We start from the raw sequence: 24,941 nt of genomic DNA on the forward strand, positions 1-24,941 counted from the left end.
GCGGCGCTTCGGGTGACGCGCCAAAGGCGCGGCACAACTGCTCATTCCACTGGACAAGCAGCAAATCCACCAGCATTGTGCGCCTGAATAACAGGAGCCAGCCCATGACCACCCCGCGCAAAATCATCATCGACACCGACCCAGGACAGGACGACGCCGTCGCCATCCTGCTGGCCCTTGCCAGCCCCGAGGAGATCGAGGTGATCGGCATCACCGCCGTTGCCGGCAACGTGCCCCTGCCCCTGACCCACAAAAACGCCCGCATCATCTGCGAGCTGGCAGGCAAGACCGATATCCCCGTCTATGCCGGTTGTGACCGTCCGCTGGCGCATGATCTGGTCACCGCCGAACATGTCCACGGCAAAACCGGCCTTGATGGCCCCGACCTGCCGGATCCGCAAATGCATCTGACCGATGGCCACGCGGTGGATTACATCATCGACACCCTGCGCCATGAGCCATCCGGCACCATCACCCTGTGCCCGATCGGCCCGCTGACCAACATCGCCACCGCCTTTCAAAAGGCCCCCGATATCATTGACAAGGTGCAGGAAATCATCCTGATGGGTGGCGCCTATTTTGAAGTGGGCAACATCACCCCGGCCGCCGAATTCAACATCTACGTTGATCCCGAGGCCGCCGATATTGTGTTCAAATCAGGCGTGCCCATTGTGGTGATGCCGCTGGACGTTACTCACAAGGCACTGGTCACAAAACAGCGCAACGACGCATTCCGCAACATCGGCACCCCTGTCGGCATCGCCGTGGCCAAAATGACCGAGTTCTTTGAGCGGTTCGACAAGGAAAAATACGGCTCGGAAGGTGCCCCGCTGCACGACCCCTGCGTCACCGCCTATCTGATCAAACCCGAACTGTTCAAAGGCCGCCATGTAAACGTTGAAATCGAAACCGTTTCCGACCTGACCCGCGGCATGACGGTGGCCGACTGGTGGGATGTCACCGACCGCCCCGCCAACGCGCTGTTTATTGGCGATGTGGATGCCGACGGGTTCTTTGCCCTGCTGACCGAAAGGCTGGCGCGACTGTAACACTATAACAAAGCGAGACCGGGGATGAGCAAACACGGATATGAATCAGGGCGCCTTGATCTGCCCTTCGTCGGCATCGCGACCTTTGCCAAGAAACCTTACGTTCAAGACTGGTCCAGTATCGACGCCGATGTTGCCATCCTTGGCGCACCTTATGATTTCGGCACCCAATGGCGGCCCGGTGCGCGGTTCGGACCACGGGCGGTGCGCGAGGCTTCGACCCTATTCGCCTTTGGCCACGCAGGGGCCTATGATCACGAGGATGACGCCACCTATCTGGGCGCGGACGTGCGCATTGTCGATATTGGCGATGCCGACATCATCCACACCGACACCACCGGCAGCCATAAAAATATCGAAACAGGCGTGCGGGCCATTCTGGCCGCAGGCGCCCTGCCCGTCACCATTGGCGGCGACCATTCAATCAACATCCCCTGCATCAATGCCTTTGATGATCAGGGCGATATCCACGTGTTGCAGATCGACGCCCATCTGGATTTCGTGGACGTGCGCCACGGCGTCACGCATGGCCACGGCAACCCAATGCGCCGCGCGGCCGACAAGGATTATGTCACCGGCCTAACCCAGCTTGGCATCCGCAATGTGTCCTCCACCGCCAAAGAAGGCTACGAGGACGCCCGCCGCATGGGCTCGGACATCCTGTCGGTTCGTCAATGTCGTAAACTGGGCACCGACGCCGTGCTGGCCCGCATCCCCAAAGGCGCGCGGATATACATCACCATCGACATCGACGCCTTCTGCCCCTCGATCGCACCGGGCACCGGCACCCCCAGCCACGGCGGGTTTCTGTATTACGAGGTGCTGGAATTGCTGCAAGGCGTGGCGCAGGTACACGAAGTGGTCGGCATTGATCTAGTCGAAGTCGCACCGGATTATGATCCCACGGGCAGCACAGCGATATTGGCGGCGCAGGTGTTGCTGAATTTGCTGGGGTTTATATTTCATTCGAAAACGGACAAAAACTCCTAAAACCCGTTCCCCTCCATCCACTTCAACATATGCCCTGCGTATTTCTCCCAATTCTTGTCCAGCATCAAGCAGTGGCCCGCGTCCGGATAGATCACCGCCTCGACCCCGTGCTTTTTCGCCGTGGCCCGCACCATGCCCGAGGACACCGCCGGATCGCCCTGCGCGCCCATCACCAGCACCGGTTTGCCGTGTCTCCCGATGCCCGGTCGCGGGAACAGCATATCAAGGAACGCGCGAAACGATTCATCGCACAGCATGTCGTAAAACCGCATCTTCTCGGACTCCGGCATCCCGCCTGCGAAAAACATATCGGGCGTCACATCGGGGTTCTTCAGGAACGGCCGCAGATTGGCCGTCAAATTACATTTCAGCATCAACAAGGGGTGCTGCCTCGTCAATCGCAGGATCGTCGGAAGGAAACCGGCAGGCGGCACCGAGGCCAGAGTGACCAGCGCCGCCACCTCCTGATCCCGCGCCACGATCTGCGACAACAATCCGCCCATGGAATGCCCAACCAGAATGGGGGGCTGCCCGATCTGCCCGATCGCTTGCTTGATGTCCTTCACATAGGCAGAAATAGGCACCCAGCGCACCTTGGCATTGTCGCCGCTGCCGCCATGATACCGCAGAGACACGGAATGGGTTTCAAAGCCCTGCGCATTGAAATAGGGGGCGAAATATTCCTCGAACCCCCACGCCGCGAAGGACATGCCATGCACAAACAGGATCGGGGTTGATCTGGCTTTGCCTTGCGGTTTTCGGATAATGATTTCCAGGTCCATCGATTTTCCCTTTAAGGTTTTTAAAAATCGCTCTCACAGTCTGTAGCAATGTGTCGGGTTGGTCAAATCCTGGTTGGACTGAATTCTGGCCAATGGATCCAGGGTCAGGACCTATCGGAGGGTATCCCGTCGCACCAGTGCGATCGGTTATGCGGCAGATCAATGCATTTGGGTGTGCAACCTGTTACACTATCAAACAATAAATCAACTAAATGTCTGCATTTCGGTGGGCGGGTTTGTGATATCCGCGATTATTATCCCTCGGGGATACGCCACATTTGATATGGCGAGACCAGACCGGGGGTGTAACTTTTCAATGAGGAAATCTGTTATGAAAACCAGAAGAACATGGATTTTAATTACCGACAGTGCATCCGCACATATTCTAGAAAACACCGGCCCGGGAAAGGGTCTGAAAAAACTGGATGGCAAGGTCTGGCATGCGCAACAAAAGGACGCTTATGAAAGCCCGCAGGGTATGACCAACAACAGCGTCGGGCGCTCTATGCATCGGATGGCCCCGCATAGTTCATCTAACAAAGAAGAAAGCGCCTTTGCCAAGGACATAGCGGTGCGTTTATCAAAGGCGCATGCGGCTGGAGAATTTGACGATCTGGTCTTGGCGGCGCCCCCCGGAATGCTGGGACTATTGCGTCCTCACCTGGATGATAAGTTGCAGGCGTCGGTGATTGCAGAGCTGCCAAAAGATTTGGTGAAAACCCCTGAAATTGACCTGAAAAAACATTTTACGGATGTATTGGCACTCTAGTTGGGGCCAAGCAAGTCATTGGGTATGTGATATCGCGCATCATTTCTCGAACGCGCCCCTCACATCCCCAACCTTTCCCTTGCATCCTTCGCCAACCCGCGAACCGCCGCCGTATAAAGCGACACATCGGCCGACAATCCCAAAAACGTCACACCAAGATCGCGCATTTCAACGCAATCCCCGCCGCCGATGATCCCGACCGCCTTGCCCGCAGCCCGTATCCGCTGAACCGCGTGTTTGACGGTGGCCTTTACTTCGGGCGTGCCGGCATTGCCGATGAACCCCATATCCGCCGACAGGTCCGAGGGGCCGATGAACACCACGTCCACCCCCTCGACCGCAGTGATGGTGTCGATGTTTTCAATCGCCCGCGCACTTTCCACCTGAACGATCAGGCAGATTTCATCGTTGGCCGTGGTGGCATAATCGGTGATCGCGTTATAGTTCGAGGCCCGCACCATCGACGCCGCCAGCCCGCGCGCACCATCCGGCGGGTAGCGAACAGCGCGCACCATGGATTCGGCGTCCTCGGCCGTTTCCACCATCGGCACCATCACCGTTTGCGCGCCGATATCCAGCACCTGTTTCAACACCCAGTCCTGGCCGATCGGCACCCGCACCACCGGCGCGGCCCCTGCCCCGTTCATCGCCTGCAATTGCGCAAGGATCATCGGGATGTCGTTGGGCGCATGTTCACCATCAATCAAACACCAGTCATAGCCCGCTGTGGCGCCGATTTCGGCCATCAACGGTTGCCCCGTTGCCAGCCACAGGCCGATTTGCATTTCTCCTGCGGCAAGGGCGGCTTTCAATTTGTTTTTCGGGGCTGGCATGGCTGGTCTCCTTTTTTTCCACAGCCACCTTCGCCCGCCCTAACCGTCCGGTCAACATTTTTGCTGGACAACACGTGTGGGCAGGCTACCTTACTCCGAGATAAAAAATCTGGGAGAGAGACTTATGAAACATCTGTTAGGCCGTGTGGCCGTTGCCGCCATCGCCGTTGCCTTTGCATCCGAAGCGATGGCGACCGAGTGGAACGTATCCCTCTGGGGCAAACGCCGCGCCTTTACCGAACACGTCGAAAAGCTGGCCGAGCTGGTCAGCGAAAAGACCAACGGCGAATTCACCCTGAACATTTCCTATGGCGGTCTGTCCAAGAACAAGGAAAATCTGGACGGGATTTCGATTGGCGCCTTTGAAATGGCCCAGTTCTGCGCCGGTTACCACCGCGACAAAAACCCGACCATCACGGTTCTGGAGCTGCCCTTCCTTGGCGTGGCCAACCTGCAAGAGGAAGTCGCGGTATCAAAAGCCGTTTATGCCCACCCTGCCGTGCAGAAGGATCTGGCCCGCTGGAACGCCAAACTGCTGATGACATCGCCGATGCCGCAATACAACATTGTCGGCACAGGCGAGCCGCGCAGCACGCTGGACAGCATGAAGGGCATGCGTGTTCGCGCCACCGGCGGCGTTGGCAAGGCCTTTGCCGCAATCGGTGCCGTGCCAACATCAGTCACCGCCACCGAAGCCTATAACGCGATGGAAAGCGGCGTGGTCGACACCGTGGCCTTTGCCCCGCACGCCCATCTGGCCTTCCGCACCATCGACATCGCCGACTGGTGGACCGAGAACCTGAACCCCGGCACGGTGAACTGCCCTGTTGTGGTGAACACCGACGCTTATGAGGCCCTGTCCGATAGCGAGCGCGAGGCGCTGGATTCATCGGTAGACGAGGCGATTGCGCATTACGTCGACAACTACGAGAACCTGCTGACCAAATGGGACGGTATTCTGAAGGAAAAGGAGGTCACCCGCGTTCATATTTCCGACGACGATCTGGCCGCCTTCCGCGCCGCTGCGGCTGATCCGATCCGCGAGCAGTGGATCAAGGACATGGAAGCCCAGGGCCTGCCCGGTCAGGAATTGTATGATCTGGTTATGGAAACGCTGAAGAAAGAGCGGATGTAGGGCTGCGCGCCTTGCGAGGTTAAAAAAATCGGGCCTGCCGCATGTGATCTGCGGCGGGCCTTTTTTGTCGAGGCATTCCGTAGGGCGGGGTGAACCCCGCCCTACAGATAACTCCAGCCGTGGCCTGCGCGTATATCATCGCCCGCCCCCGCGACAATAATTTCCACAAAACCGCCCTTGCCCCTGCCCCCCTTTTTCTGCCTATATCATCGCAACGACAAATCAGGGGGAGGATGCACATGGCGGGAAGTTCCGCAGTGCTGGAAGACGGCTCGCTTCTCAGCCGTCTGGACAGACAGTTATTCAAACTCGAAAGCCTGATGGCGCTGATCAGCGGGTTGGCGATTTTCTCGCTGATGGTTCTGGCCGTGGTATCGGTTGGCGGGCGCAATACCATGAACATGCCGCTGCCCGGCTATGTCGACTGGATCGAACAGGTGATGCCGCTGATTGCCTTTATGGGGGTGGCCTATACCCAGCGCGACGGCGGGCATATACGCATGGATATTCTGGTCGGTAAACTGCGGGGCCGCGCCCTGTGGGCGGCCGAGTTTATCACCACGCTGGCCATGCTGGTGCTGGTGCTGCTGCTGATCTGGGGGGCCTATTCGCATTTCCTGCGCTCGTTCGATTTCAATGCGCCTTACTGGAGCCGCGATTCCTCGATCGACATTTCCATCCCCCTGTGGCCTGCCAAACTGCTGGTCCCCGTGGCCTTTAGCGTGCTGGCGATGCGGCTGATGGTGCAATTGTGGGGCTATGGCCGTGCGATGGTTCTGGGGTTGTCCGAACCTGTGGCCATCCCGCTGGTGATGAGCGCCGCCCAACAAGCCGCCGAGGAAGCCGAGCATGTTGCAGGCCTTGAAGACGAGGAAGCCGTATAATGGAACCTATTGATATCGGTCTAGTCGTTTCGGGCGGCATGTTGGTGCTGGTGGTTCTGGGGATGCGGGTGGCCTTTGCTGCCGGTATGGCCGGCCTTGTCGGGCTGGTCTGGATTTTCTGGGCAAAATTCGGCTATGAGCCGGACAAATTTATCAAGGCGCTGACGGTTTCGGTGAAAATTGCAGGGCAAGTGCCCCATTCGAAAATCTCGCATCAGGCGCTATCCTTGATCCCAACCTTTATCCTGATCGGATACCTGGCCTATTACGCCGGCCTGACCAAGGCCCTGTTCGAAGCCGCCAAACGCTGGGTCGGCTGGTTGCCCGGCGGTATGGCCGTGGCCACGGTGTTCGCAACGGCAGGTTTTGCAGCCGTGTCGGGTGCCTCGGTCGCCACATCCGCCGTGTTCGCCCGCATCGCCATCCCCGAGATGCTGAAGGTCGGCTATGACAAACGCTTTGCCGCCGGTGTGGTGGCCGCAGGCGGCACGCTGGCGTCACTGATCCCGCCCTCGGCGATCCTTGTGATCTATGCGATTATTGTCGAGCAGGACGTGGGTAAACTGCTACTGGCGGGTTTCGTCCCCGGCGCGGTTTCAGCCCTGATCTATGGCGCATTGATTGTCGGCCTTGCGCTGGTGATCCCCAATTTCGGACCACCCGTAGGCGGTTTCACATGGCGCGAACGCTTTGCCTCGCTGCCACCGGCAGCCCCGATTGCCTTTGTGGTCTTCATCATCATCTTCTTCATCTACAACCCCTTTGGCGGCGACGCCTGGGGTACCCCGACCGAAGGCGGAGCCCTTGGGGCCTTTGTGGTGTTCCTGATGGCGGTCTACAAGGGGATGCGCTGGAGCCAGCTGAAGGATTCCCTGCTGGAAAGCGCCAAGCTGGCGGTGATGATTTTCACCATTATCTGGGGCGTGCTGATCTATGTGCGCTTCCTTGGATTTGCCGACCTGCCCCATGCTTTTGCCGAATGGATCGCGGGGCTGCACCAGCCGCCCATGCTGACGCTGGTGTTCATCCTGTTGGCCTATGCGGTGCTGGGCATGTTCATGGACGCGATCGGCATGCTGCTGCTGACCCTGCCGGTGGTCTACCCTGCCGTGATGGCCCTGAATGGCGGCGAGATGGTCTCGGCCGCCGACAGCGCCTTTGGCATGTCTGGGCCGATGTGTGCCATCTGGTTCGGTATTCTGGTGGTGAAAATGGCCGAATTCTGCCTGATCACCCCGCCAATCGGGTTGAACTGTTTCGTGGTCGCCGGTGTGCGCGATGACCTGACCGTGCAGGACGTGTTTGTCGGCGTGACACCGTTTTTCATTGCCGATGCAATCACGATTGCCACGCTGGTGGCGTTTCCATCGATTGTATTGTGGTTGCCCAGTCTGGCATCCTGATCCGGAATAAACCCTGCTAAAGGCCCTGCAAATGCGGGGCCTTTTTCATTTTCTGCGGCAAATTTGAAAAATTCCGCAAACCGTAAGCCTATCTTAACCCCCCGAACGCTAAATCATTCCATCGAATGACAAAGAGGGGGATTCCCTGGTGTTGATGATGAATACCAAAGGAACAGGATACGGCCGATGACAACGGTAATTACGTTACAGGAACGGCTTGATTTTGGCGCGGTCACCCCGCTGAAAACCACCATTCTGGGCCATGCGGGTCAGGATCTGGAAATTGACGCAAGCCAAGTTTCCCATATGGGCACCCTGTGCTTGCAAGTGCTGATCGCTGCCGCCAATGACTGGAAACAGGTGGGTAAAACCTTCCAGATCATTTCGCCCAGCGAAACGTGTAAAACCCAACTCGCCCTGCACGGATTTTCCCCCGATACATTAACCGGAGTATCCCCGACATGAGCCTGCAAATCCTTGCTGTCGATGACAGCCGCACAATCCGCGATATGCTGAACCTGACCCTGAACCAGGCGGGATTCACCCCGCATCTGGCCGATGATGGCGTGCACGGGATCGAGGTGCTGGAAGAAATGTCACCACCACCGGACGCGATTATCACCGATATCAATATGCCCCGCATGGACGGTTTCGGTTTTATCGAAGCGGTGCGCAAAATCGAAAAATTCCGCGCAGTTCCGATCCTTGTGCTGACCACAGAAAGCGCGGCGGAACTAAAACAGCGGGCGCGCAATGCCGGCGCAACGGGCTGGATCGTTAAACCGTTCGAGCCGAAAAAACTGGTCCGCGCCTTGCAAATGGTAACAGGATAGGATCCCGCCATGATGGATGAAGATGACCCAATGGCCGAAATTCGGGCATCGTTTTTTGTCGAATGCGAAGAACTGCTCGAAGCCTTGCAGGATGGCCTGCAAATCATGGACGATGGCGAAGCGGATGACGAAACCATCAATGTCGTATTTCGCGCTGTGCACTCGATCAAAGGCGGCGCCGGGGCCTTCGGGCTGGAAGACCTGGTGCGCTTTGCCCATCAGTTTGAATCGGTACTGGATGGCGTGCGTTCCGGCACAATCGAGGCGGATCGCAACGCGATTTCCGTCTTTTTCCAGTCCGGTGACATACTGGGTGATCTGGTTCGCGCCGCCCGCGATGACGATATCGCGGATGAAAGCCGAATTCAGGGGGTAATGAGCAGCCTGACATCCATGCTGGGGGCAGATGCACAGGAATACGAGGCCGAAGAAGACGTCAGTGACTTTCAGCCAATGGGTCTTTCACTGGATCTGGGGTTGGATATAGCGAGCAATGATGCCCCTGCCCTGCCCGATTTACCTGATCCGGGCGCCCCACCGGCGCCCGCGTCCACAGTCGTCTTTGAAGATGGCTATACCATCCATTTCCTACCCGACAGCTCGCTCTATGCGTCTGGCAACGAACCGCTGCATCTATTACGCTTGCTGCGCGAAATGGGCAATCTTGATGTCAATTGCGATACCTCTGCTCTCCCGTCCCTTTCGGAACTGGATGAAGAAAAATCATACCTGTCCTGGACAATCCACCTTACCACAGACGAAGATGAAGACGCCGTGCGCGACGTGTTCGATTTTGTTGCAGACCTTTGCACATTGACCATAACCGGCCCGGGAAAACCTGGCCCCGAGCTGCCACCAAACGATGCCCCCTCCTCACCATCTACGATAAATGATGGTGTCCCACCAGATGCTTCGTCCAAGCCCCCCCAGAATTCAGACCCGGCCTCCGAAGCCACGGTTGCACAAAAGTCAGGCGGCGTACCGGATGCCAAAACGGCACCCTCCCCTGTCACGCCCGCTGCCCCCTCTAAAAAACCGGCACCATCCGCTTCCAAATCGAATAAACCCCGCCCCACTGTGCGCGTTGATCTTGAACGGATCGACCGGTTGGTAAACCTTGTTGGTGAATTGGTCATCAATCAGGCAATGATTTCACAAAGCGTGACAGAGGCAGGCCTGCAGACCAATTCGGCCGTATCCGAAGGTCTGGATGAATTTATGCAACTAACCCGCGATATTCAGGACAGCGTGATGATGATCCGCGCCCAACCGGTGAAATCCCTGTTCCAGCGGATGAGCCGGATTGTACGCGAAGCATCCTCGATGGTCGGCAAATCCGTGCGACTGAAAACCGAGGGCGACGCCACAGAAATTGACAAAACCGTTATCGAACGTCTGGCAGATCCGTTAACCCATATGATCCGGAATGCGGTTGATCACGGGATTGAATCACCACAAGACCGCCTGGCTGCAGGGAAACCGGAAGAAGGCATTGTAACTCTTTCGGCCGGCCATCGCTCCGGTCGCGTGATTGTTGAAGTCGTAGATGACGGCGCCGGAATCAATCGTGAACGCGTTCTGCAAATCGCCATCGAAAAAGGGCTGGTTGCGGAAAATGCAGAACTCACAGATAGCGAAATCGATAATCTGTTGTTTATGCCAGGGTTTTCCACCGCAAGTGAAGTTTCGGATTTATCCGGGCGTGGTGTCGGAATGGATGTTGTCAAAAGTGCGATCTTGTCACTTGGCGGACGTGTTACCATCCAATCCAATCCGGGCTCGGGTACTATTTTCACAATCAGCCTGCCTCTGACCCTTGCAGTGCTGGACGGGATGGTCATCAATGTAGCGAACCAAACTCTCGTTGTGCCATTAAGCACAATCACCGAAACCCTGACTTTGATGGGGCCGGATATTCGTGCATTGGGTCCCCAGACCAATGTCATCAAAGTGCGTGACAGTTTTGTCCCTCTGCTTGACCTGGGTTTCGAACTCGGTTTCAGGGCTCCACTAGATAGTTACGTCGGATCGATCGCTCTGCTGATTGCCCAGGAGGACGGGGATCATGCAGCCTTAATTGTTGATTCAATCCAGGATCAGCGGCAGGTCGTGATCAAAGGTCTTCAAGATACATTTGGTCAAGTGCCCGGTGTCGCGGCGGCAACAATCCTGGGGGACGGGAAAATCGCCTTGATCCTGGATCCCGTTGACGTTGTTGCCAATGCCGATGGGCGAACACAGCCCGTACAATCCAACCTTCAACTCGCTGGATAGACATATGTCAGAGACACAAAATCAAATTGACGCAACAGAAATTGAACTCCTCACCTTTCAGGTTGGCGGACAAGAATACGCAATCGACATCATGTCGGTACGTGAAATTCGGGGATGGAGCAAAGCCACTCCCCTACCGCACGCCCCCAATTTTGTCCGCGGGGTTATTAATTTACGTGGTACGGTTTTAACAATCGTTGATCTGGCTGATCGCTTGGGAATGGGGCGCACAGACACAAAAGAGCGCAATGTGATTATTGTCGTTCATACCGGGATCGAGACCGTTGGCCTACTTGTCGATGCTGTATCCGATATTCTTGCGGTCAACAAATCAGAACTCCAGTCCCCGCCCGAAATGGCCGCCGACAATGAACAGGCATTTGTAAGCGCCCTTATGATTGCTGGCGAACGTATGGTGCGCATTCTTGCTCTTTCTGCGGCTTTACCATCCGAGAATACAGAGGCCGCGTAACAATGCACCAGCCACAACAACATTCACCCGATATGAGCGAGGCCGATTTTCAGGTGATTGCCGATATTGCCCACCAGGAGGCTGGCCTGGTCTTCACACCTGAAAAAGCCTCATTGGTGCGTTCACGTATCAACCGCCGGCTAAGAAAGTTGGGGATCAAGCGGTTTTCAGATTACATTGCATATATCACATCCCCAAAAGGGGAAGGTGAGCGAAAATCGATGATCTATTCGCTAACCACAAATATTTCCAGTTTTTTCCGTGAATCCCATCATTTTGATCTATTTGCCAATAAAGTCTTTCCGCAATTGTTATCCAATGCGCGAAATGGCGGTCGAGTCAGGATCTGGTCTGCCGGCTGTTCTAGCGGACAGGAGCCGTATTCAATAGCTATGACCATGCATTCAATTGCCCCCGATATTACAAAACTGGATATCAAGGTTTTAGCAACAGACATTGATGCAGATGTCCTGGAAGTTGCAAAAACAGGTTTTTATCATTCGTCTGAGATCGAGAATATCATTGAGAATTACCGGACCGAATACTTTAGCCCGTCAACAAGTGGCACCCAAAACGGGTATCTGATTGATAATAGAATTCGTAGTCTGATTACATTTCGCGAATTAAACCTTTTGCATGATTGGCCAATGAACGGTTTATTTGATGCTATATTTTGCCGAAATGTAGTCATCTACTTTGATGAAGCCACACAATTGAGATTATGGCCAAGGTTCGAGAAAGCCACCGCCCCAAAGGGATGGTTGTTTGTTGGCCATTCCGAAAGGCTATCTGAAAAACTGGATACCAGCTTTCAAAATGTTGGGCCGACAACTTACCGACTTCCAAATTAGTCAAACGCCATAATGAAAATTGGAATATAATATGTCACTACGAGATCAGCTTCGAATAATGGTTGTGGATGATATGTCTACAAGTCGCGGATTAATAACCCAGGCGCTCGATTCATTCGGGATACGGCATGTAGCAACTGCAGCAGATGGGCCGGCGGCTCTCAATGCACTATTCCAATCCCCGGTTCATCTGGTGATTTCAGATTATAATATGCCGGGTATGGATGGATTGCACTTACTTCACCAACTGCGCCAAAACCCAACAACTAAAGCCGCCGGATTTATCCTAATTACAGGTCGGGCTGATCGGGAAATCATTGATAAGGGTCGCAGTTTGGGAATGAATAACTTCTTGAAAAAACCGTTCACACCAGCCGAGCTGAGGGCATGTATTGAAGCCGTTATTGGTCGTTTCTAGATATTGGGAAAGCCGTTGTCACACATTGAACATGAAAAGAGCAGTATTCCATTGGGTTCATTACATTTGCATATGGCAACTGTTTTCGAAGAACTCGCCGGTATTTGCAAAGAAGCTGAAGACGCTGTTGGAGAAATCTTGAATCACCCCGACAAAACGACGGATCAATCACTTATGGCGCTCCAAGGACTTGACCGGTTACGGCAAAGCCTGGAGGACATGTCGCGGTTAACAAACCTTCTGTCTGAACAAAACAACAGACAAGCAAATGTAAATGTCCCAATTGCCCCTATTCGGAACCAACTTGTATTGACTGGTTTGTTTAGTCGTCTGGTCTCTCAATCAGAGCCGACTCTAATATCTCCGACACCCGATTATGATGAATTGTGGAAGTTGTAACTTCTTGGGTAATTCTGACGCTCAAGCTACAATAAAAAAACCAAAAACCCTATGAGAAATTGAGGGATAATACCAATACGGTTTTACCTTCACTTACACCCCAGGTGCCAAGTCGGCTGACACGAAGTAAGTGTATATAAAGACTTACACCATACCAGTTTCAGGATAGCCTTAATAATAGCCAGAAATTGTAATGTAGATTTTCAGAATAATTCTATTTCTGAAACGATATCTTTTTGCGAATCTGGGATTTCTTTTTCTGGAATATCTCGACGTCCTAACAGCTTTTGCCTTGCCCTACCTGAAAAAGGCCAAAACTGGATCCGTCTTGCTTGTTCTCCTCCAAGGCTTTGCCCTTCGCATGGTATTCCTTCGGTTTTCAAAAAAGAAAGTACAAACTCACCGTTGCGCAATCCTACGTCGGAAAAATGGGAAATCATTTTCGCACCACCGAAAAGTTTTGCATGAAGTCGTGATTTTTCTCCGCCGATTTTAAGAATTGCGTTAATCAGCAATTCCATTTCATTGACGCTTTTACCCCTAACACTTTCCTCTTCCCAGACACGGCCCGGGAGCAGAATGTGGTTCATACCCCCAACACAGGCAACAGGATCCCACATACATGCCGAAACACAAGAACCAAGGATTGTTGTTATCATTTCCCCATTCGTGGCAGATGTTGCATATTCCCCTTGGGTAATATGTTGCGCCTTAATGACAGTCACTCTTCTCTCCACTTTGTCCAACACTCTTTACAATATTCATTGCCAGTTGTTTAGAAATCTTCCCAATCACTCTCTGTGATTTCGGGATCAACAGCATGGGCGGTGGCCAAAGAATTTTCAGGTGCGGGTTTGGGTGCGCGGTTTGGATAGCCCGTCTCCGAGGCTATTTGTTTATTGGATGGTTGAAAATCCGGACTGACAATATTGCTTGTTTCTTCCCCAATACGGAACTGGGCTGTCGTTTCTGACAGGTTTTCCGCCTCTTTGGTTAAAGAATGGCTTGCGGCGGTTGTTTCCTCAAACATCGCAGCATTCTGTTGCGTTACCTGATCCAGCTGGTTTACAGCCGTGTTTATTTCGGCCAATCCTGAGGATTGTTCATTGGCAGATACTGCAATTTCCGAAACATGGACCGCAATATTCGATACGGATTCAACAATCTGCTGCAATGCAGAACCTGCTTGCCCAACAAGATCAACGCCACGGCCAACATGCTGGCTGCTTGTCGAGATAAGATCATTTATTTCACGCGCCGCATCGGATGTTCTTTGGGCAAGAGCCCTTACTTCTGATGCCACGACAGCAAAACCACGGCCTGCTTCGCCAGCGCGGGCGGCCTCTACCCCTGCGTTCAACGCAAGCAGATTTGTCTGAAACGCGATGTCGTCAATCACATTGATAATGCGTGAAATCTTGCTTGATGATGTCTGGATCTCTTCCATCGCATCAACTGCTTCCTGAACCACAACTCCACTTGCTTCGGCACTGGATTTTGCATCGGAAACAACCTGGTTTGCCAGACCTGCCCCTTCGGCGGCAGACCGTACACTTGCGGTTAATTCATCCAATGCTGCCGCTGTTTCTTCAAGCGTTGCCGCCTGCCGTTCGGTTCGGCGAGACAAATCATCTGCCGCGTTGCTGATTTCCGAAGCCTCGCCACGGATCGAGCCGGCATTGTCGATGACGCGTAACATTGCTTTGCGCAATGTTGCCACGGCACCATTGAAATCTGCGCGCAATGATTCATAATCCGGCTTGAATTTCTTGGTTATTTCGGTCGTCAGATCCCCTTCGGAAAGCTGGCGCATTCCGATACTCAAGGCCTCAACCACCTCCGACTGTGCTTGCTCCAACTCGATACGGATGGCTTCGGCTTCTTCCATCTGCAACTGGGCCTGCGTGACATCATTCCCCACCAGAAGGACGCGTATTACATCGCCAGATTTGCTTTGAACCGGAGTGAATGCACCTTCCAGAGTTCCCTCGGTACCCCCCCCCGCATTCATAATAAACTTGCCAACAATCGTTTCACCTGCTGCAACCCGGCCCCAAACGTCGCCATATTTTTCGGCCATATCGGGGTCAAACATTACCAGATCATGAATGGATTTTTCGAACTGGTCATTTTCCAACCCTCCGGTGAGGTTAAGGAAGTTTTCATTCGCAACCAGCAAGGCGCCACCCGGTGCAAATTCTGCCTTGGCCTGATTTTCCTCGATTGCATTCAGAACGGCTTCGTTCATGCGGGTCGTTGTGACATCAATCCACTCGACAACACATCCAAGTTGCGCCCCTTCAGAATCTGTAACAGCATTTATATCCAGCGAGAACCGTGCATTTCCGACAGGTATTTCCGCGTGGAAAGGCAAATTGTCAGGGTCACTCAGCAGTTCGCGAATGCGGCCCGGCATATTATGGAAAATATCCATGTTATAACCGATGACATCCTCCGCCGAGAAAGCATCATTCACCTTCTGGAATTGTGTCTCGTATTTCTGGAACAGGCCCATGACCGAAGAATTGACAAACCGTATGGTGAAATCCTGATCAACGATCATCAATCCCGCAGATGTCCCCTCGAATGCCGTTCCTTTGAACAGGGTCTCTCTGGTTCTTTCTTTTGCTTCGCGCAAAGCTTTGCGGAAATCATCAAGGATCGCAGCGATGTGCCCGATTTCGTCTCCGCGGTTTGTTGCCGGAATATCCACATCATACTCTTCCCGGGCAACCCGCTGCATGGCCCCGCCAACACCGGTCAGAGGACGGGAAATGTTCCGTGCCAGAAAAATCGAAACAAGGGCCGAGATAGCCGCCAGTATCCCGCCCTGCACAAACATCCGGTTGCGCACATCGACAACCGGTGCAAACAGCTCTTTCGTGTCTTGTTCGGCTATCAAAGCCCATGTCAGATTACCGATATGAAGGGGTGAATAGGCTGCCAGAACGGGATCGCCATCGATTCCAATACTCTGCGCCAAGCCGGATTCCCCCTCCAATGCACGATCCACAAGAGCCGGATCAACCTTGACCCGCATCAACCCTTCACCATCACCGGCAAGAGAACTGATCCGCGGGTGATAATCCGCCCCGACCGTCATTGTGACGCCGGTTTTCCCCAACCCGTCATTCGAACGAAACGCCGAACTGATCGAGTCTGTGGTGATCTGCACAATATAGACCCCCACCAATGCCCCGTTTACCGAAAGAATCGGCGCTGAAACAAAGCCCGAATATTTCCCGTTGTCGGGTTCATAAGGTGCAAGATCGACAAAAGCAGTCTTGTCCACACCCAAAGGCAGAGCTGCGCGGAACGCATTGCCCAATCCTGTGCTTTTCCAAGGGCCATTCAGAATGTTGGTGGCGTAATCCGGATTTTTCAAAACGGAATAAAGAACGTTGCCTTGCGGATCGACAATAAAGATATCGGAAAACCCGTTGCGTTTTAATAATGTCTCAAAGAACGGATGATGTCGGCGGTGTTTGCGGGAATAATCTGTCTGCACCCCCGCAAAATCAATCGCCTGACCTGCGGATTCGGCGTTTTCGTCTTGCGATGCATAATGCTGTTGCAAAAAGGCGCCCTTGTCACCTGGCAGCGCTGTCCATGCGCCGATGAAATCGGTGATTGCGCGGCGGGTAGCCGGGCTGCTGGCTTCACTCACAACATCTGTGGATATTTCCTCATACCATTTTTCGATATCCGAAGCCCGCGTACCCAGAACCATTTGCAAACGTGATCTTGCGGTTTGATCCAGCGATTCTTTCGCGCTGAAATAGGCCAGCACCCCCATACCCAACAGGGCAATGGCACTAAGGGCCAGCATTATCAAAGGCAATTTCACCGAAAGCTTCAGATTATTCCACAGCGACATATCTCAGATCTCCACAAAAAGGCGGGTGGAACAGGCGATTTGGCCATCACCAGCCAAACAGTCCCTTCCACAACCATTCCCCGCACTATCGAACGCAGGAGTGAAGATTCTTTAAACAGTATCCGCTTTTAGAAATTCACGGTTAATTCCATCGAGGACAAAGCCAGCAACATAAATTGCTGCTGGTATCCCATTGATTAAACCGCGTTTTTAGAAACGGGGGTCAGTCCCGCCGCCGATAAGCCGACCTGGCGTCAGGTTGCCAATGTTGCCCAGCAGCTGCCGCAAGAAGCCGATTCCCTTGACATTGCTTTCTGTCACACGGCGCGACAAGGCGATGACGCGGCCATCCTCGAGTGTGAAACGTTCGATGTTTTCGACTACCCCGTCTTTGTCAAAGGTGATGGCAACAACCTGCCGGTCAATAACCCGCGGGGCTTTATACGCAAAATAGCGCCAGCGGCTTTGGGCATAGTACCACCCGCCCTCTTGCAACACACCAAAGGATGTCGGGCGACCAATGCTGTCGGCAACTGTATCGCGGGTATCAACACCGACCGTGACCAGGTCCAGATCTTCCTTGGGGGGGGTATAACCGTGATTTTCATATGTTGCAGAGCAAGCCGCAAGTGTCAGGAGCAACACGGCAATAATGCCGGATTTTATTGTTTGAAATAGAATTGACATAATAGCCTTTGTGCTCCGCCCTTGCCTTCGTGCCGATCACCTCGTAATCGGATTGTATATCCGACTTACAGAAGGATTGGCTGCTGTTCAAGAATGGAAAACCCTACCGATGGCGAACAAGGCACAAAACAAACACCGTTTGCGGGTTTCTACGCTGGATACCCAAAAACCGACAGCGTTCGAAATGACCCCCGCCGCCACCGCCCGCAAGGCGATTGCGGCGCAACTGGAATTGCTGGACCTGCGCAAATTGCGGTTTACGGGGGATATCCGGGCAACCGGTGATTCCAACTGGACTCTGGAAGGTTTATTGGGCGCAACCGTTGTGCAGCCCTGCGTGGTAACGCTGGAGCCGGTGACCACACGGCTGGATGTGCCGGTGCTGCGCGAATTTATCGACGGGTTGGAGCGCCCTGCAGAAGATGAAGAAGAAATCGAGATTTTGCCGGATGACAACAGCGAGCCATTAGGCAGCCATATTGATCTGCAAACAGTGTTGATCGAGGCGTTGTCATTGGCCCTGCCGCTGTATCCGCGCGCAGACGGGGCCGAATTGACAGAAACCAATTTCGCCCCCGAAGGAATCCAGCCAATGAGTGACGAAGATACCAAACCTTTTGCCGGGCTTGCATCCCTGCGTGACAAGCTGGAAAAAGGCGAATAAACAAAGGGGAATCGGCGCATTCACCACCCCCAAAGAAAAGGCTTGCGCCGCGCTAAAATCCAAGTATGTTCCCGGCCTCGCATAAAGATGCGTTGGACACTGCGCCAAACATCGCGTAAGAGACCCGAGAACTGATGAATAACAGGGGCTTTGCCCCCCAAAACCCGAGGTTGTGACATGGCTGTCCCCAAGAGTAAAATTACGCGGTCACGCCGCGGTCAACGTCGTTCGCATGATGCGCTGGTTGCTGGCAACCCTGCCGAATGCCCGAACTGCGGCGAACTGAAGCGTCCCCACCACGTCTGTGCCGACTGTGGCCACTATGATGAACGCGAAGTTGTCGCGATGGTGGACGAAGCCGACTTCGATGACGAAGACGCGGCCTAAGCGGCGCGCGGCTTTGGCACCCAGAGTATGACATCGGACACAAATACCCCGAACGCTCCGGGTGCAGGCCGCACCATCATATCTGTTGACGCCATGGGTGGCGATCTGGGGCCGGCAGCCGTTGTTGCCGGCATTTCCCTGTCTGCGCGCAAAAATCCGGATATCGGGTTTATTGTCAGCGGGGACGAACCCACACTGAAATCCTTGTTTGCCAAAAATCCGTCTCTGGCCGACAGATGCGAAATCCGCCACGCCGAAGAAGTCGTCACCATGGACGACAAGCCCAGTCAGGTGATGCGCTACGGCAAGAAAACCTCGATGTGGGCCGCTGTAGATGCGGTGCGCAACGGGGATGCTTCGGTTTGTGTGTCCTGTGGCAACACCGGCGCCTTGATGGCGGTTTCGATGATCCGCCTGCGCAAACTGCCCAGCGTGAACCGCCCCGCCATTGCCTGCCTTTGGCCATCGCGCAATAAAAGCGGCTTTAACATCATGCTGGACGTGGGCGCCGATATCCGCGCGGATCAAGAGGATTTGCTGCAATACGCATTGATGGGGGCCTCTTATGCCCGCAACGGCATGGGCATCACCCGCCCCCGCGTTGGCCTGTTGAATGTGGGCACCGAAGAACACAAGGGCCGCGCGGAACTGAAGGTCGCGCATGAACTGATTTCCGAGGCCGCTGGCCCTGCCGATTTCGAGTTTGTGGGGTTCGTCGAAGGTGGCGATATTCCGTCCGACCGTGTGGATGTGATCGTGACAGACGGCTTTACCGGCAATGTCGCGCTGAAAACCGGCGAAGGCACCGCCAGCCTGATCAGCGATTTCCTGCGTCAGGCCTTCAAGGCCACGCCATTTGCCCGTATTGCCTCGCTTTTGGCGCTAACATCGCTGAAACGCCTGAAACGCCGGATTGATCCGCGCCGCGTGAATGGTGGCGTATTTCTGGGGCTGAACGGCACGGTGATCAAATCACATGGCTCGGCCGATGAAACCGGCATCGCGGCGGCGATCCAGTTGGCCATCACCCTGTCGCAATCCGATTTCAATCACAAACTGGCCGCACGGGTTGCATCCGGCGCCGCCGCCAGACAAGATGCCCAGACAGATCAGGGTGAATAAGGGATCCGCATGACAACTCGCGCCGTAGCCATTGGCGTTGGGCATTATCTGCCCGAACGCATCGTCCCCAACAGCGAATTTGAAAAAACGCTGGATACCACGGATGAATGGATTCGCACCCGATCCGGCATTGAACGCCGCCACATTGCTGCCGAAGGCGAAACCACATCGCAAATGGCCATTGCTGCCGCCCGCGCCGCGTTAAAAGACGCTGGGCTAACGGCTGACGACATAGACGCGGTGGTTCTAGCCACCTCGACCCCTGATCACACCTTCCCTTCTGTTGCCACGATGGTGCAGGCCGGTCTGGGCATGACACGCGGCTTTGCCTTTGACGTGCAAGCGGTTTGCGCCGGATTTGTCTTTGCCCTTGCCAATGCCAACGCCCTGATCATTTCCGGTCAGGCCAGGCGCGTGCTGGTGATCGGGGCGGAAACCTTTAGCCGGATCATGGACTGGACCGACCGTTCCACTTGCGTTTTGTTCGGGGACGGCGCCGGTGCACTGGTTCTTGAGGCTCAGGAGGGCAAAGGCACCCCTGATGATCGCGGCATCCTTGCCACCGACCTGAATTCGGACGGGCGCTATAAGGATATGCTTTATGTCGATGGTGGCGTTTCCACCACGCAAACATCCGGTTATTTGCGGATGCAGGGCAATGCGCTGTTCCGCCAAGCCGTTGAAAAACTGACCGAAACCGCAGAATCCGCCTTGCACAAGGCAGGGCTGGAAGACAGCGACGTTGACTGGATCGTGCCGCATCAGGCCAATATCCGTATCATTGCCGGCACCGCCAAAAAGATGGGCATCCCGATGGATCAGGTAGTTCTTACGGTGCAGGATCATGGCAACACCTCTGCCGCATCGATTCCCCTTGCTTTGTCGGTTGGCAAGGACCGCGGACAGATAAAACAGGGCGATTTGCTGGTCACCGAGGCGATTGGCGGCGGTTTGGCATGGGGATCGGTGGTTATTCGCTGGTAAATGCGCGTTTAACGCCTGCTTGCAAGCCATTGATATTGACTCGGAAATTCCCCGCCCGCTATGGTTGGCCAAATCGCAATTAAGCGACCTACGTCTGCCACAGGGGGATAATGATGAGTGAAAAGACTTTGACACGAATGGATTTGAGCGAAGCCGTGTTTCGGGAAGTCGGCCTGAGCCGCAATGAATCCGCACAACTGGTTGAAAGCGTATTGAACCATATGTCCGATGCATTGGTGCGCGGTGAATCCGTCAAGATTTCCTCCTTCGGCACCTTCGGTGTGCGCGACAAGGCCGCCCGTATCGGCCGAAACCCGAAAACCGGCCAGGAGGTTCCGATCCACCCCCGCCGTGTTCTGACCTTCCGCCCCTCGCACCTGATGAAAGATCGGGTCGCGGCTGGCAACAAGCGCTAAGGGGGCACAGGCGTGGCCAAATCCCCCGACGCCTTTCGCACGATCAGTGAAGTCGCCGAATGGCTGGACACGCCGGCCCATGTGCTGCGCTTTTGGGAAAGCCGCTTTACACAGGTAAAGCCCGTGAAACGCGCCGGTGGCCGGCGCTATTACCGCCCGAATGATATGCTGTTGCTGGGCGGCATCAAGAAACTGCTGCATGACGACGGCATGACCATCAAAGGCGTGCAGAAAATGCTGCGCACCGACGGGGTGAAAGCGGTCGCAGCCCTGTCACGCCCGATTGATCCCGAGGATCAGGGCGAAACGATAGACCTGAAACCTGTTCCCGAACCACAGCCCAAACCACAGAGTGAGCCGGCAGAACAGGTTGCGCAGGCTGCCGAGCCTCCGGCGGCTCCCCCGCCCCCCGAATCCAAACCCAGCCCCGCACCAGCCTCCCCCGCCCCTGTGACAGATGATCTATTCGCAGCGACCGACAGCGGCGCCCCTGCTGACGAGCAACCCGCCGATCTGCTGCCCGACATCGCCGCCAGACTGCGCAAAGTGGACGGGAAACAAATAGATTCGGCCAAACAGGCCCGATTAAGCACGATTTACAGCCGCCTCACCGCCCTGCACGCGCGGATGAAAGATGCGACTTCCCCTGCACAACAAAGCTAAGTCCCGATTATGGTTTTTCACCCTTGCCCTTGGCTGCAAAAACAGTATGTAGGGTGCCAGTTCGGGCTATGGCGCAGTCTGGTAGCGCGTCCGTCTGGGGGACGGAAGGTCGCAGGTTCAAGTCCTGCTAGCCCGACCAACATCATAACCGCCCGCACCCTTTGTGGTGTCGGGCGGTTTGATCTATCCGGGGGGGCATTATGAAAGACACAGCCACAGGATTCGGCGTTCTGCCCGACCACGCCTTGCGCGATATGATTGCCGCGGGCAGCATCACCGCCAGCCCCGCCATCACCCCCGAACAGATCCAGCCCGCCTCGCTTGACCTGCGCCTTGGCACTGTCGCCTACCGCGTGCGTGCCTCGTTCCTGACGGGGGCCGGTGCAACGGTGATCGACCGCTTGCAGGAATTCGAGATGCACCGCATCGACCTGTCCGACGGCGCCGTGCTGGAAAAAGGTGCCGTCTATCTGGTGCCGCTGATGGAATCCCTGAACCTGCCCGACGGGGTGCAAGCCGTGGCCAACGCCAAATCCTCGACCGGGCGTCTGGACCTGCTGACCCGCACCATCACCGATGGCGGCACCGAATTCGACCGCATCCCGCAAGGATACACCGGCCCGCTTTATGCCGAAATCTGCCCGCGGTCCTTTTCCGTATTGGTGCGCCCGGGCATGCGCCTGAACCAGATTCGGTTTCGCGCAGGACAAGCGGTGCTGTCTGACGAAGAACTGCTCGCCCGCCATAATGAACATGCACTGGTCGATGGTGATGCGCATATCGATCAGGGCCTTGGCTTTTCCGTCGATCTGCGCCCCGAAACCGGCAACCTTGTCGGTTATCGCGCCAAACCGCATACCGGCGTGATCGACCTTGATAATATCGGCTTTTACGACCCTGCCGAATACTGGGAACCGATCCACACCGACAAGGGCCGAATCATCCTTGACCCCGGCGCCTTTTACATCCTTGTCAGCCGCGAGGCCGTCCACATCCCGCCCGATTGCGCCGCCGAAATGGCCCCCTATCTGGCAATGGTCGGTGAATTCCGCGTGCATTACGCCGGCTTCTTTGACCCCGGTTTCGGCCATGACGCCGCCGGTGGCAAAGGATCACGCGGCGTGCTGGAAGTGCGCTGCCACGAGGCGCCTTTTGTGCTGGAACACGCGCAAATCGTCGGCCGTCTGGTTTACGAGCGCATGGCCAGTGTGCCGCAAAAACTGTATGGGGCCGATCTAGCCTCGAATTATCAGGGGCAAGGGCTGAAATTGTCCAAGCATTTTAAGACAACTTAATTTAAATACGGGTTTCTTTTTCGTCCAAATATCCCCGCCGGAGGCATCCTGCCTGCAAGGCAACATGAACCGGTCGAAAATCAGCCCCTAAAACCGCCCCATGCGCCGCGCCAGTCTGGCCAGTTTTTGCGCTTTGCCGGCCGTCTGTTTTGCTTTTTGCGCCTGATCGCGTTCCTCGGGTGTCATTTCTGAGCGGGATTTGCCACGGTTTGCCGCCATATCGATCCCCTTGTTCACGGCTTTGCGCATGAACATCCGCAACAGCATATTGATGATCTGGTTGGCATTCATCACACTCTCCTAATCCTCGAACAATTCGCTTTGGCCGATTGTCTCATCATCCTCGTCCTCGGCGTCCGGCATCCCGGGCATCGCCCCCGGTGGCGGGCGGTTTTCCAGCAATCCGGCCGAGCGCAATTCCTTCAGCCCCGGCAGGTCGCGGGCATTTTCAAGGCCGAAGTGGTCCAGAAACTCGGGCGTGACCACAAAAGTCACCGGCCGTCCGGGTGTCATCCGGCGGCGACCGAAACGGATCCATTCCATTTCAAGCAGTTGATCCACCGTACCACGGCTGACCGAAACGCCGCGAATTTCCTCGATCTCGGAACGTGTCACCGGTTGATGATAGGCAATAATCGCCAATGTCTCGATCGCCGCGCGTGACAGTTTGCGCGTTTCAACCGTTTCCTTTTGCATCAGGAACCCCAGATCGGGCGCGGTGCGGATTGCCCAGGCATCCCCCACCTTCACCACCCGCACCCCGCGCCCTTCATAGCGCTTGCGCAGATGCACCAGTGCTTCGGCAGGATCACAGCCATGCGGCATCCGGTCGGCCATGTCCTTGACCGTCACAGGCTCGGCTGTGGCGAACAATATCGCCTCGACCATGCGTTCCTGTTCGCCCATCGGCGGGGCCTCGAACAGGCTTTCCTCAACGTCGGGCTTTTGTGTCTCTTCAACCGTCATTCCGAACCTTTTTTGCGTATCTGTATCGGGGCAAAGGCTTCGCCCTGACGAATTTCAATCTGGCCCTGCTTGGTCAATTCCAGCGAGGCGGCAAAATTGGCGGCTGTGGCGCTGCGCCTGCGGGCCGGATCGGTCTCCCAGCCTTCGGGCAAATAGCTTTCCAGAACCGTCCAGTCGCCGGCATAGCCAATCAACCCGCGCATCCGGTCCAGCGCCTGTTCCAGCGTCATAATCGCGTCGCGGTCCATCACGAAGGGGCGGAATTCATCCTTGGTGCGGGTGCGGGCATAGGCCTGCATCAGGTCCAGCAGGGTTGCCGTATAGGTGACGCGGCGTATACGGGTCACATCCTCGGGCAGGCCGCGGGCGAAAAAATCGCGCCCCATCTGGTCGCGCGCCATCAGTTTGGCGGCAGAATCCCGCATCGCTTGCAAACGCTCCAGCTGGAACGCCAAATGCGCGGCCAGTTCTTCGCCGGACGGGCCTTCTTCGGTGGGGTCGGGCGGCAACAGCAGGCGGGATTTCAGGAACGCCAGCCACGCCGCCATCACCAGATAATCCGCCGCCAGTTCAAGGCGCAGCGATTTGGCCTCGTTGATAAATTTCAAATACTGTTCGGCCAGCGCCAGCACCGAAATTTTGCGCAAATCCACCTTTTGTGTGCGCGACAGGGTCAGCAGCAGGTCAAGCGGGCCTTCATAGCCATCGACATCGACAATCAGGGCCTCGGCCACCAGCCGGTCCTCTACCGCAAGCGGCGTGTCTTCCTCGAATTCAACTTCAGCCAT

General features: G+C 55.4%; 28 protein-coding genes and 1 tRNA gene. 21 read left to right on the forward strand and 8 right to left on the reverse strand.

Going from position 1 to position 24,941, the window contains the following annotated elements; genetic code table 11:
* The first annotated feature begins 104 nt into the window (after window positions 1-104).
* The gene (locus tag BAR1_RS09450; RefSeq protein WP_118942790.1) at window positions 105-1,049 is read left to right on the forward strand and encodes a nucleoside hydrolase; all 945 of its coding nucleotides are present in this window, start codon (window positions 105-107) and stop codon (window positions 1,047-1,049) included.
* Window positions 1,050-1,073: 24 nt separating this feature from the next.
* Window positions 1,074-2,039 (forward strand): agmatinase, encoded by a 966-nt coding sequence (speB, locus tag BAR1_RS09455; protein ID WP_118942791.1) that lies wholly within the window; start codon window positions 1,074-1,076, stop codon window positions 2,037-2,039.
* On the opposite strand, the gene BAR1_RS09460 is transcribed toward speB, so the two are convergent.
* Window positions 2,036-2,821: an alpha/beta hydrolase gene (locus BAR1_RS09460; RefSeq protein WP_118942792.1), complete on the reverse strand. Its 786-nt coding sequence runs from the start codon at window positions 2,819-2,821 to the stop codon at window positions 2,036-2,038. The two genes, speB and BAR1_RS09460, sit on opposite strands and share 4 nt — an antisense overlap.
* Window positions 2,822-3,152: 331 nt before the next feature.
* On the opposite strand from BAR1_RS09460, the gene BAR1_RS09465 reads away from it, so the two are divergent.
* Window positions 3,153-3,590: a host attachment protein gene (locus BAR1_RS09465; protein ID WP_162891733.1), complete on the forward strand. Its 438-nt coding sequence runs from the start codon at window positions 3,153-3,155 to the stop codon at window positions 3,588-3,590.
* A 59-nt stretch (window positions 3,591-3,649) separates the two neighbouring features.
* Here the strand turns inward: BAR1_RS09465 and BAR1_RS09470 are convergent, their stop codons facing one another.
* Window positions 3,650-4,423, reverse strand: a complete 774-nt coding sequence (locus BAR1_RS09470; RefSeq protein WP_118942794.1) for an HpcH/HpaI aldolase family protein — start codon at window positions 4,421-4,423, stop codon at window positions 3,650-3,652.
* A gap of 124 nt (window positions 4,424-4,547) precedes the next feature.
* Between BAR1_RS09470 and BAR1_RS09475 the strand changes: the two genes are divergently transcribed.
* From BAR1_RS09475 to BAR1_RS09520, 10 genes are all read left to right on the forward strand, one after another.
* A complete protein-coding gene (locus BAR1_RS09475) occupies window positions 4,548-5,558 on the forward strand; it encodes a C4-dicarboxylate TRAP transporter substrate-binding protein (protein ID WP_118942795.1) in 1,011 nt (336 codons plus the stop codon).
* Window positions 5,559-5,797: 239 nt separating this feature from the next.
* Complete coding sequence (locus BAR1_RS09480; RefSeq protein ID WP_118942796.1) at window positions 5,798-6,442, forward strand: TRAP transporter small permease subunit; 645 nt, start codon at window positions 5,798-5,800, stop codon at window positions 6,440-6,442.
* Complete coding sequence (locus tag BAR1_RS09485; RefSeq protein WP_118942797.1) at window positions 6,442-7,845, forward strand: TRAP transporter large permease; 1,404 nt, start codon at window positions 6,442-6,444, stop codon at window positions 7,843-7,845. The genes BAR1_RS09480 and BAR1_RS09485 overlap by 1 nt, the downstream gene beginning before the upstream one ends.
* Window positions 7,846-8,031: 186 nt before the next feature.
* On the forward strand, window positions 8,032-8,310 hold the full coding sequence (locus BAR1_RS09490; protein ID WP_118942798.1) for an STAS domain-containing protein: 279 nt from the start codon (window positions 8,032-8,034) through the stop codon (window positions 8,308-8,310).
* The gene (locus BAR1_RS09495) at window positions 8,307-8,678 is read left to right on the forward strand and encodes a response regulator (RefSeq protein ID WP_118942799.1); all 372 of its coding nucleotides are present in this window, start codon (window positions 8,307-8,309) and stop codon (window positions 8,676-8,678) included. The genes BAR1_RS09490 and BAR1_RS09495 overlap by 4 nt, the downstream gene beginning before the upstream one ends.
* Window positions 8,679-8,687: 9 nt before the next feature.
* Complete coding sequence (locus BAR1_RS09500) at window positions 8,688-10,952, forward strand: chemotaxis protein CheA (RefSeq protein ID WP_407681508.1); 2,265 nt, start codon at window positions 8,688-8,690, stop codon at window positions 10,950-10,952.
* 4 nt (window positions 10,953-10,956) lie between these two features.
* Window positions 10,957-11,424 carry a chemotaxis protein CheW gene (locus BAR1_RS09505; protein WP_118942800.1) on the forward strand — a complete coding sequence of 156 codons (468 nt, stop codon included), beginning with the start codon at window positions 10,957-10,959 and terminating at the stop codon, window positions 11,422-11,424.
* A 2-nt stretch (window positions 11,425-11,426) separates the two neighbouring features.
* Complete coding sequence (locus BAR1_RS09510) at window positions 11,427-12,275, forward strand: CheR family methyltransferase (protein WP_118942801.1); 849 nt, start codon at window positions 11,427-11,429, stop codon at window positions 12,273-12,275.
* A gap of 31 nt (window positions 12,276-12,306) precedes the next feature.
* Window positions 12,307-12,693 carry a response regulator gene (locus BAR1_RS09515; RefSeq protein WP_118942802.1) on the forward strand — a complete coding sequence of 129 codons (387 nt, stop codon included), beginning with the start codon at window positions 12,307-12,309 and terminating at the stop codon, window positions 12,691-12,693.
* A 15-nt stretch (window positions 12,694-12,708) separates the two neighbouring features.
* Entirely contained in the window at window positions 12,709-13,092 is a 384-nt protein-coding gene (locus BAR1_RS09520; protein WP_162891734.1) for a hypothetical protein, read from the forward strand.
* Between the two features lie 203 nt (window positions 13,093-13,295).
* Here the strand turns inward: BAR1_RS09520 and BAR1_RS09525 are convergent, their stop codons facing one another.
* From BAR1_RS09525 to BAR1_RS09535, 3 genes are all read right to left on the reverse strand, one after another.
* On the reverse strand, window positions 13,296-13,817 hold the full coding sequence (locus tag BAR1_RS09525; RefSeq protein WP_228408526.1) for a chemotaxis protein CheD: 522 nt from the start codon (window positions 13,815-13,817) through the stop codon (window positions 13,296-13,298).
* A 50-nt stretch (window positions 13,818-13,867) separates the two neighbouring features.
* Window positions 13,868-16,132, reverse strand: a complete 2,265-nt coding sequence (locus BAR1_RS09530) for a methyl-accepting chemotaxis protein (protein WP_162891735.1) — start codon at window positions 16,130-16,132, stop codon at window positions 13,868-13,870.
* A 1,047-nt stretch (window positions 16,133-17,179) separates the two neighbouring features.
* Window positions 17,180-17,656, reverse strand: a complete 477-nt coding sequence (locus tag BAR1_RS09535; RefSeq protein WP_118942806.1) for an outer membrane protein assembly factor BamE — start codon at window positions 17,654-17,656, stop codon at window positions 17,180-17,182.
* Window positions 17,657-17,732: 76 nt separating this feature from the next.
* On the opposite strand from BAR1_RS09535, the gene BAR1_RS09540 reads away from it, so the two are divergent.
* The 8 genes from BAR1_RS09540 to BAR1_RS09575 all read left to right on the forward strand — a co-directional run bounded on the left by BAR1_RS09540 (window position 17,733) and on the right by BAR1_RS09575 (window position 23,187).
* Window positions 17,733-18,320 carry a YceD family protein gene (locus BAR1_RS09540; protein ID WP_323368569.1) on the forward strand — a complete coding sequence of 196 codons (588 nt, stop codon included), beginning with the start codon at window positions 17,733-17,735 and terminating at the stop codon, window positions 18,318-18,320.
* A gap of 177 nt (window positions 18,321-18,497) precedes the next feature.
* Window positions 18,498-18,707, forward strand: a complete 210-nt coding sequence (gene rpmF, locus BAR1_RS09545; RefSeq protein WP_118942808.1) for a 50S ribosomal protein L32 — start codon at window positions 18,498-18,500, stop codon at window positions 18,705-18,707.
* A gap of 27 nt (window positions 18,708-18,734) precedes the next feature.
* Window positions 18,735-19,829 (forward strand): phosphate acyltransferase PlsX, encoded by a 1,095-nt coding sequence (gene plsX / locus BAR1_RS09550; RefSeq protein WP_118942809.1) that lies wholly within the window; start codon window positions 18,735-18,737, stop codon window positions 19,827-19,829.
* Window positions 19,830-19,838: 9 nt separating this feature from the next.
* A complete protein-coding gene (locus BAR1_RS09555; RefSeq protein ID WP_118942810.1) occupies window positions 19,839-20,813 on the forward strand; it encodes a beta-ketoacyl-ACP synthase III in 975 nt (324 codons plus the stop codon).
* A gap of 113 nt (window positions 20,814-20,926) precedes the next feature.
* Window positions 20,927-21,229, forward strand: a complete 303-nt coding sequence (gene ihfA / locus BAR1_RS09560) for an integration host factor subunit alpha (RefSeq protein ID WP_118942811.1) — start codon at window positions 20,927-20,929, stop codon at window positions 21,227-21,229.
* Window positions 21,230-21,241: 12 nt separating this feature from the next.
* Entirely contained in the window at window positions 21,242-21,892 is a 651-nt protein-coding gene (locus BAR1_RS09565; RefSeq protein ID WP_118942812.1) for a MerR family transcriptional regulator, read from the forward strand.
* Window positions 21,893-21,954: 62 nt separating this feature from the next.
* Window positions 21,955-22,031 (forward strand) — tRNA-Pro (locus tag BAR1_RS09570).
* A gap of 61 nt (window positions 22,032-22,092) precedes the next feature.
* Entirely contained in the window at window positions 22,093-23,187 is a 1,095-nt protein-coding gene (locus BAR1_RS09575; RefSeq protein ID WP_118942813.1) for a 2'-deoxycytidine 5'-triphosphate deaminase, read from the forward strand.
* A gap of 87 nt (window positions 23,188-23,274) precedes the next feature.
* Here BAR1_RS09575 and BAR1_RS09580 read toward each other — a convergent pair whose 3' ends face one another.
* From BAR1_RS09580 to BAR1_RS09590, 3 genes are read right to left on the reverse strand one after another with little or no spacing between them, the layout of a single operon-like run.
* A complete protein-coding gene (locus tag BAR1_RS09580) occupies window positions 23,275-23,478 on the reverse strand; it encodes a hypothetical protein (RefSeq protein WP_118942814.1) in 204 nt (67 codons plus the stop codon).
* 9 nt (window positions 23,479-23,487) lie between these two features.
* Window positions 23,488-24,153 (reverse strand): SMC-Scp complex subunit ScpB, encoded by a 666-nt coding sequence (gene scpB / locus BAR1_RS09585; protein WP_118942815.1) that lies wholly within the window; start codon window positions 24,151-24,153, stop codon window positions 23,488-23,490.
* On the reverse strand, window positions 24,150-24,941 hold the full coding sequence (locus tag BAR1_RS09590; RefSeq protein WP_118942816.1) for a segregation and condensation protein A: 792 nt from the start codon (window positions 24,939-24,941) through the stop codon (window positions 24,150-24,152). Before BAR1_RS09590 ends, scpB begins: the two co-directional genes overlap by 4 nt.

Origin of the sequence: Profundibacter amoris, assembly GCF_003544895.1 — a bacterium.
Taxonomy (GTDB): Bacteria; Pseudomonadota; Alphaproteobacteria; order Rhodobacterales; family Rhodobacteraceae; genus Profundibacter; species Profundibacter amoris.

Bases quoted from the DNA above. Each gene is read 5' to 3' on its own strand.
- BAR1_RS09535 (WP_118942806.1), bottom strand. From the start codon at position 17,656: ATGTCAATTCTATTTCAAACAATAAAATCCGGCATTATTGCCGTGTTG.
- BAR1_RS09555 (WP_118942810.1), top strand. From the start codon at position 19,839: ATGACAACTCGCGCCGTAGCCATTGGCGTTGGGCATTATCTGCCCGAA.
- BAR1_RS09575 (WP_118942813.1), top strand. From the start codon at position 22,093: ATGAAAGACACAGCCACAGGATTCGGCGTTCTGCCCGACCACGCCTTG.
- BAR1_RS09470 (WP_118942794.1), bottom strand. From the start codon at position 4,423: ATGCCAGCCCCGAAAAACAAATTGAAAGCCGCCCTTGCCGCAGGAGAA.
- BAR1_RS09450 (WP_118942790.1), top strand. From the start codon at position 105: ATGACCACCCCGCGCAAAATCATCATCGACACCGACCCAGGACAGGAC.
- BAR1_RS09495 (WP_118942799.1), top strand. From the start codon at position 8,307: ATGAGCCTGCAAATCCTTGCTGTCGATGACAGCCGCACAATCCGCGAT.
- BAR1_RS09580 (WP_118942814.1), bottom strand. From the start codon at position 23,478: ATGAATGCCAACCAGATCATCAATATGCTGTTGCGGATGTTCATGCGC.
- speB (WP_118942791.1), top strand. From the start codon at position 1,074: ATGAGCAAACACGGATATGAATCAGGGCGCCTTGATCTGCCCTTCGTC.
- BAR1_RS09510 (WP_118942801.1), top strand. From the start codon at position 11,427: ATGCACCAGCCACAACAACATTCACCCGATATGAGCGAGGCCGATTTT.
- plsX (WP_118942809.1), top strand. From the start codon at position 18,735: ATGACATCGGACACAAATACCCCGAACGCTCCGGGTGCAGGCCGCACC.
- BAR1_RS09500 (WP_407681508.1), top strand. From the start codon at position 8,688: ATGATGGATGAAGATGACCCAATGGCCGAAATTCGGGCATCGTTTTTT.
- BAR1_RS09460 (WP_118942792.1), bottom strand. From the start codon at position 2,821: ATGGACCTGGAAATCATTATCCGAAAACCGCAAGGCAAAGCCAGATCA.
- BAR1_RS09465 (WP_162891733.1), top strand. From the start codon at position 3,153: ATGAAAACCAGAAGAACATGGATTTTAATTACCGACAGTGCATCCGCA.
- rpmF (WP_118942808.1), top strand. From the start codon at position 18,498: ATGGCTGTCCCCAAGAGTAAAATTACGCGGTCACGCCGCGGTCAACGT.
- BAR1_RS09490 (WP_118942798.1), top strand. From the start codon at position 8,032: ATGACAACGGTAATTACGTTACAGGAACGGCTTGATTTTGGCGCGGTC.
- BAR1_RS09530 (WP_162891735.1), bottom strand. From the start codon at position 16,132: ATGCGGGTCAAGGTTGATCCGGCTCTTGTGGATCGTGCATTGGAGGGG.
- ihfA (WP_118942811.1), top strand. From the start codon at position 20,927: ATGAGTGAAAAGACTTTGACACGAATGGATTTGAGCGAAGCCGTGTTT.
- scpB (WP_118942815.1), bottom strand. From the start codon at position 24,153: ATGACGGTTGAAGAGACACAAAAGCCCGACGTTGAGGAAAGCCTGTTC.
- BAR1_RS09515 (WP_118942802.1), top strand. From the start codon at position 12,307: ATGTCACTACGAGATCAGCTTCGAATAATGGTTGTGGATGATATGTCT.
- BAR1_RS09505 (WP_118942800.1), top strand. From the start codon at position 10,957: ATGTCAGAGACACAAAATCAAATTGACGCAACAGAAATTGAACTCCTC.
- BAR1_RS09590 (WP_118942816.1), bottom strand. From the start codon at position 24,941: ATGGCTGAAGTTGAATTCGAGGAAGACACGCCGCTTGCGGTAGAGGAC.
- BAR1_RS09480 (WP_118942796.1), top strand. From the start codon at position 5,798: ATGGCGGGAAGTTCCGCAGTGCTGGAAGACGGCTCGCTTCTCAGCCGT.
- BAR1_RS09485 (WP_118942797.1), top strand. From the start codon at position 6,442: ATGGAACCTATTGATATCGGTCTAGTCGTTTCGGGCGGCATGTTGGTG.
- BAR1_RS09475 (WP_118942795.1), top strand. From the start codon at position 4,548: ATGAAACATCTGTTAGGCCGTGTGGCCGTTGCCGCCATCGCCGTTGCC.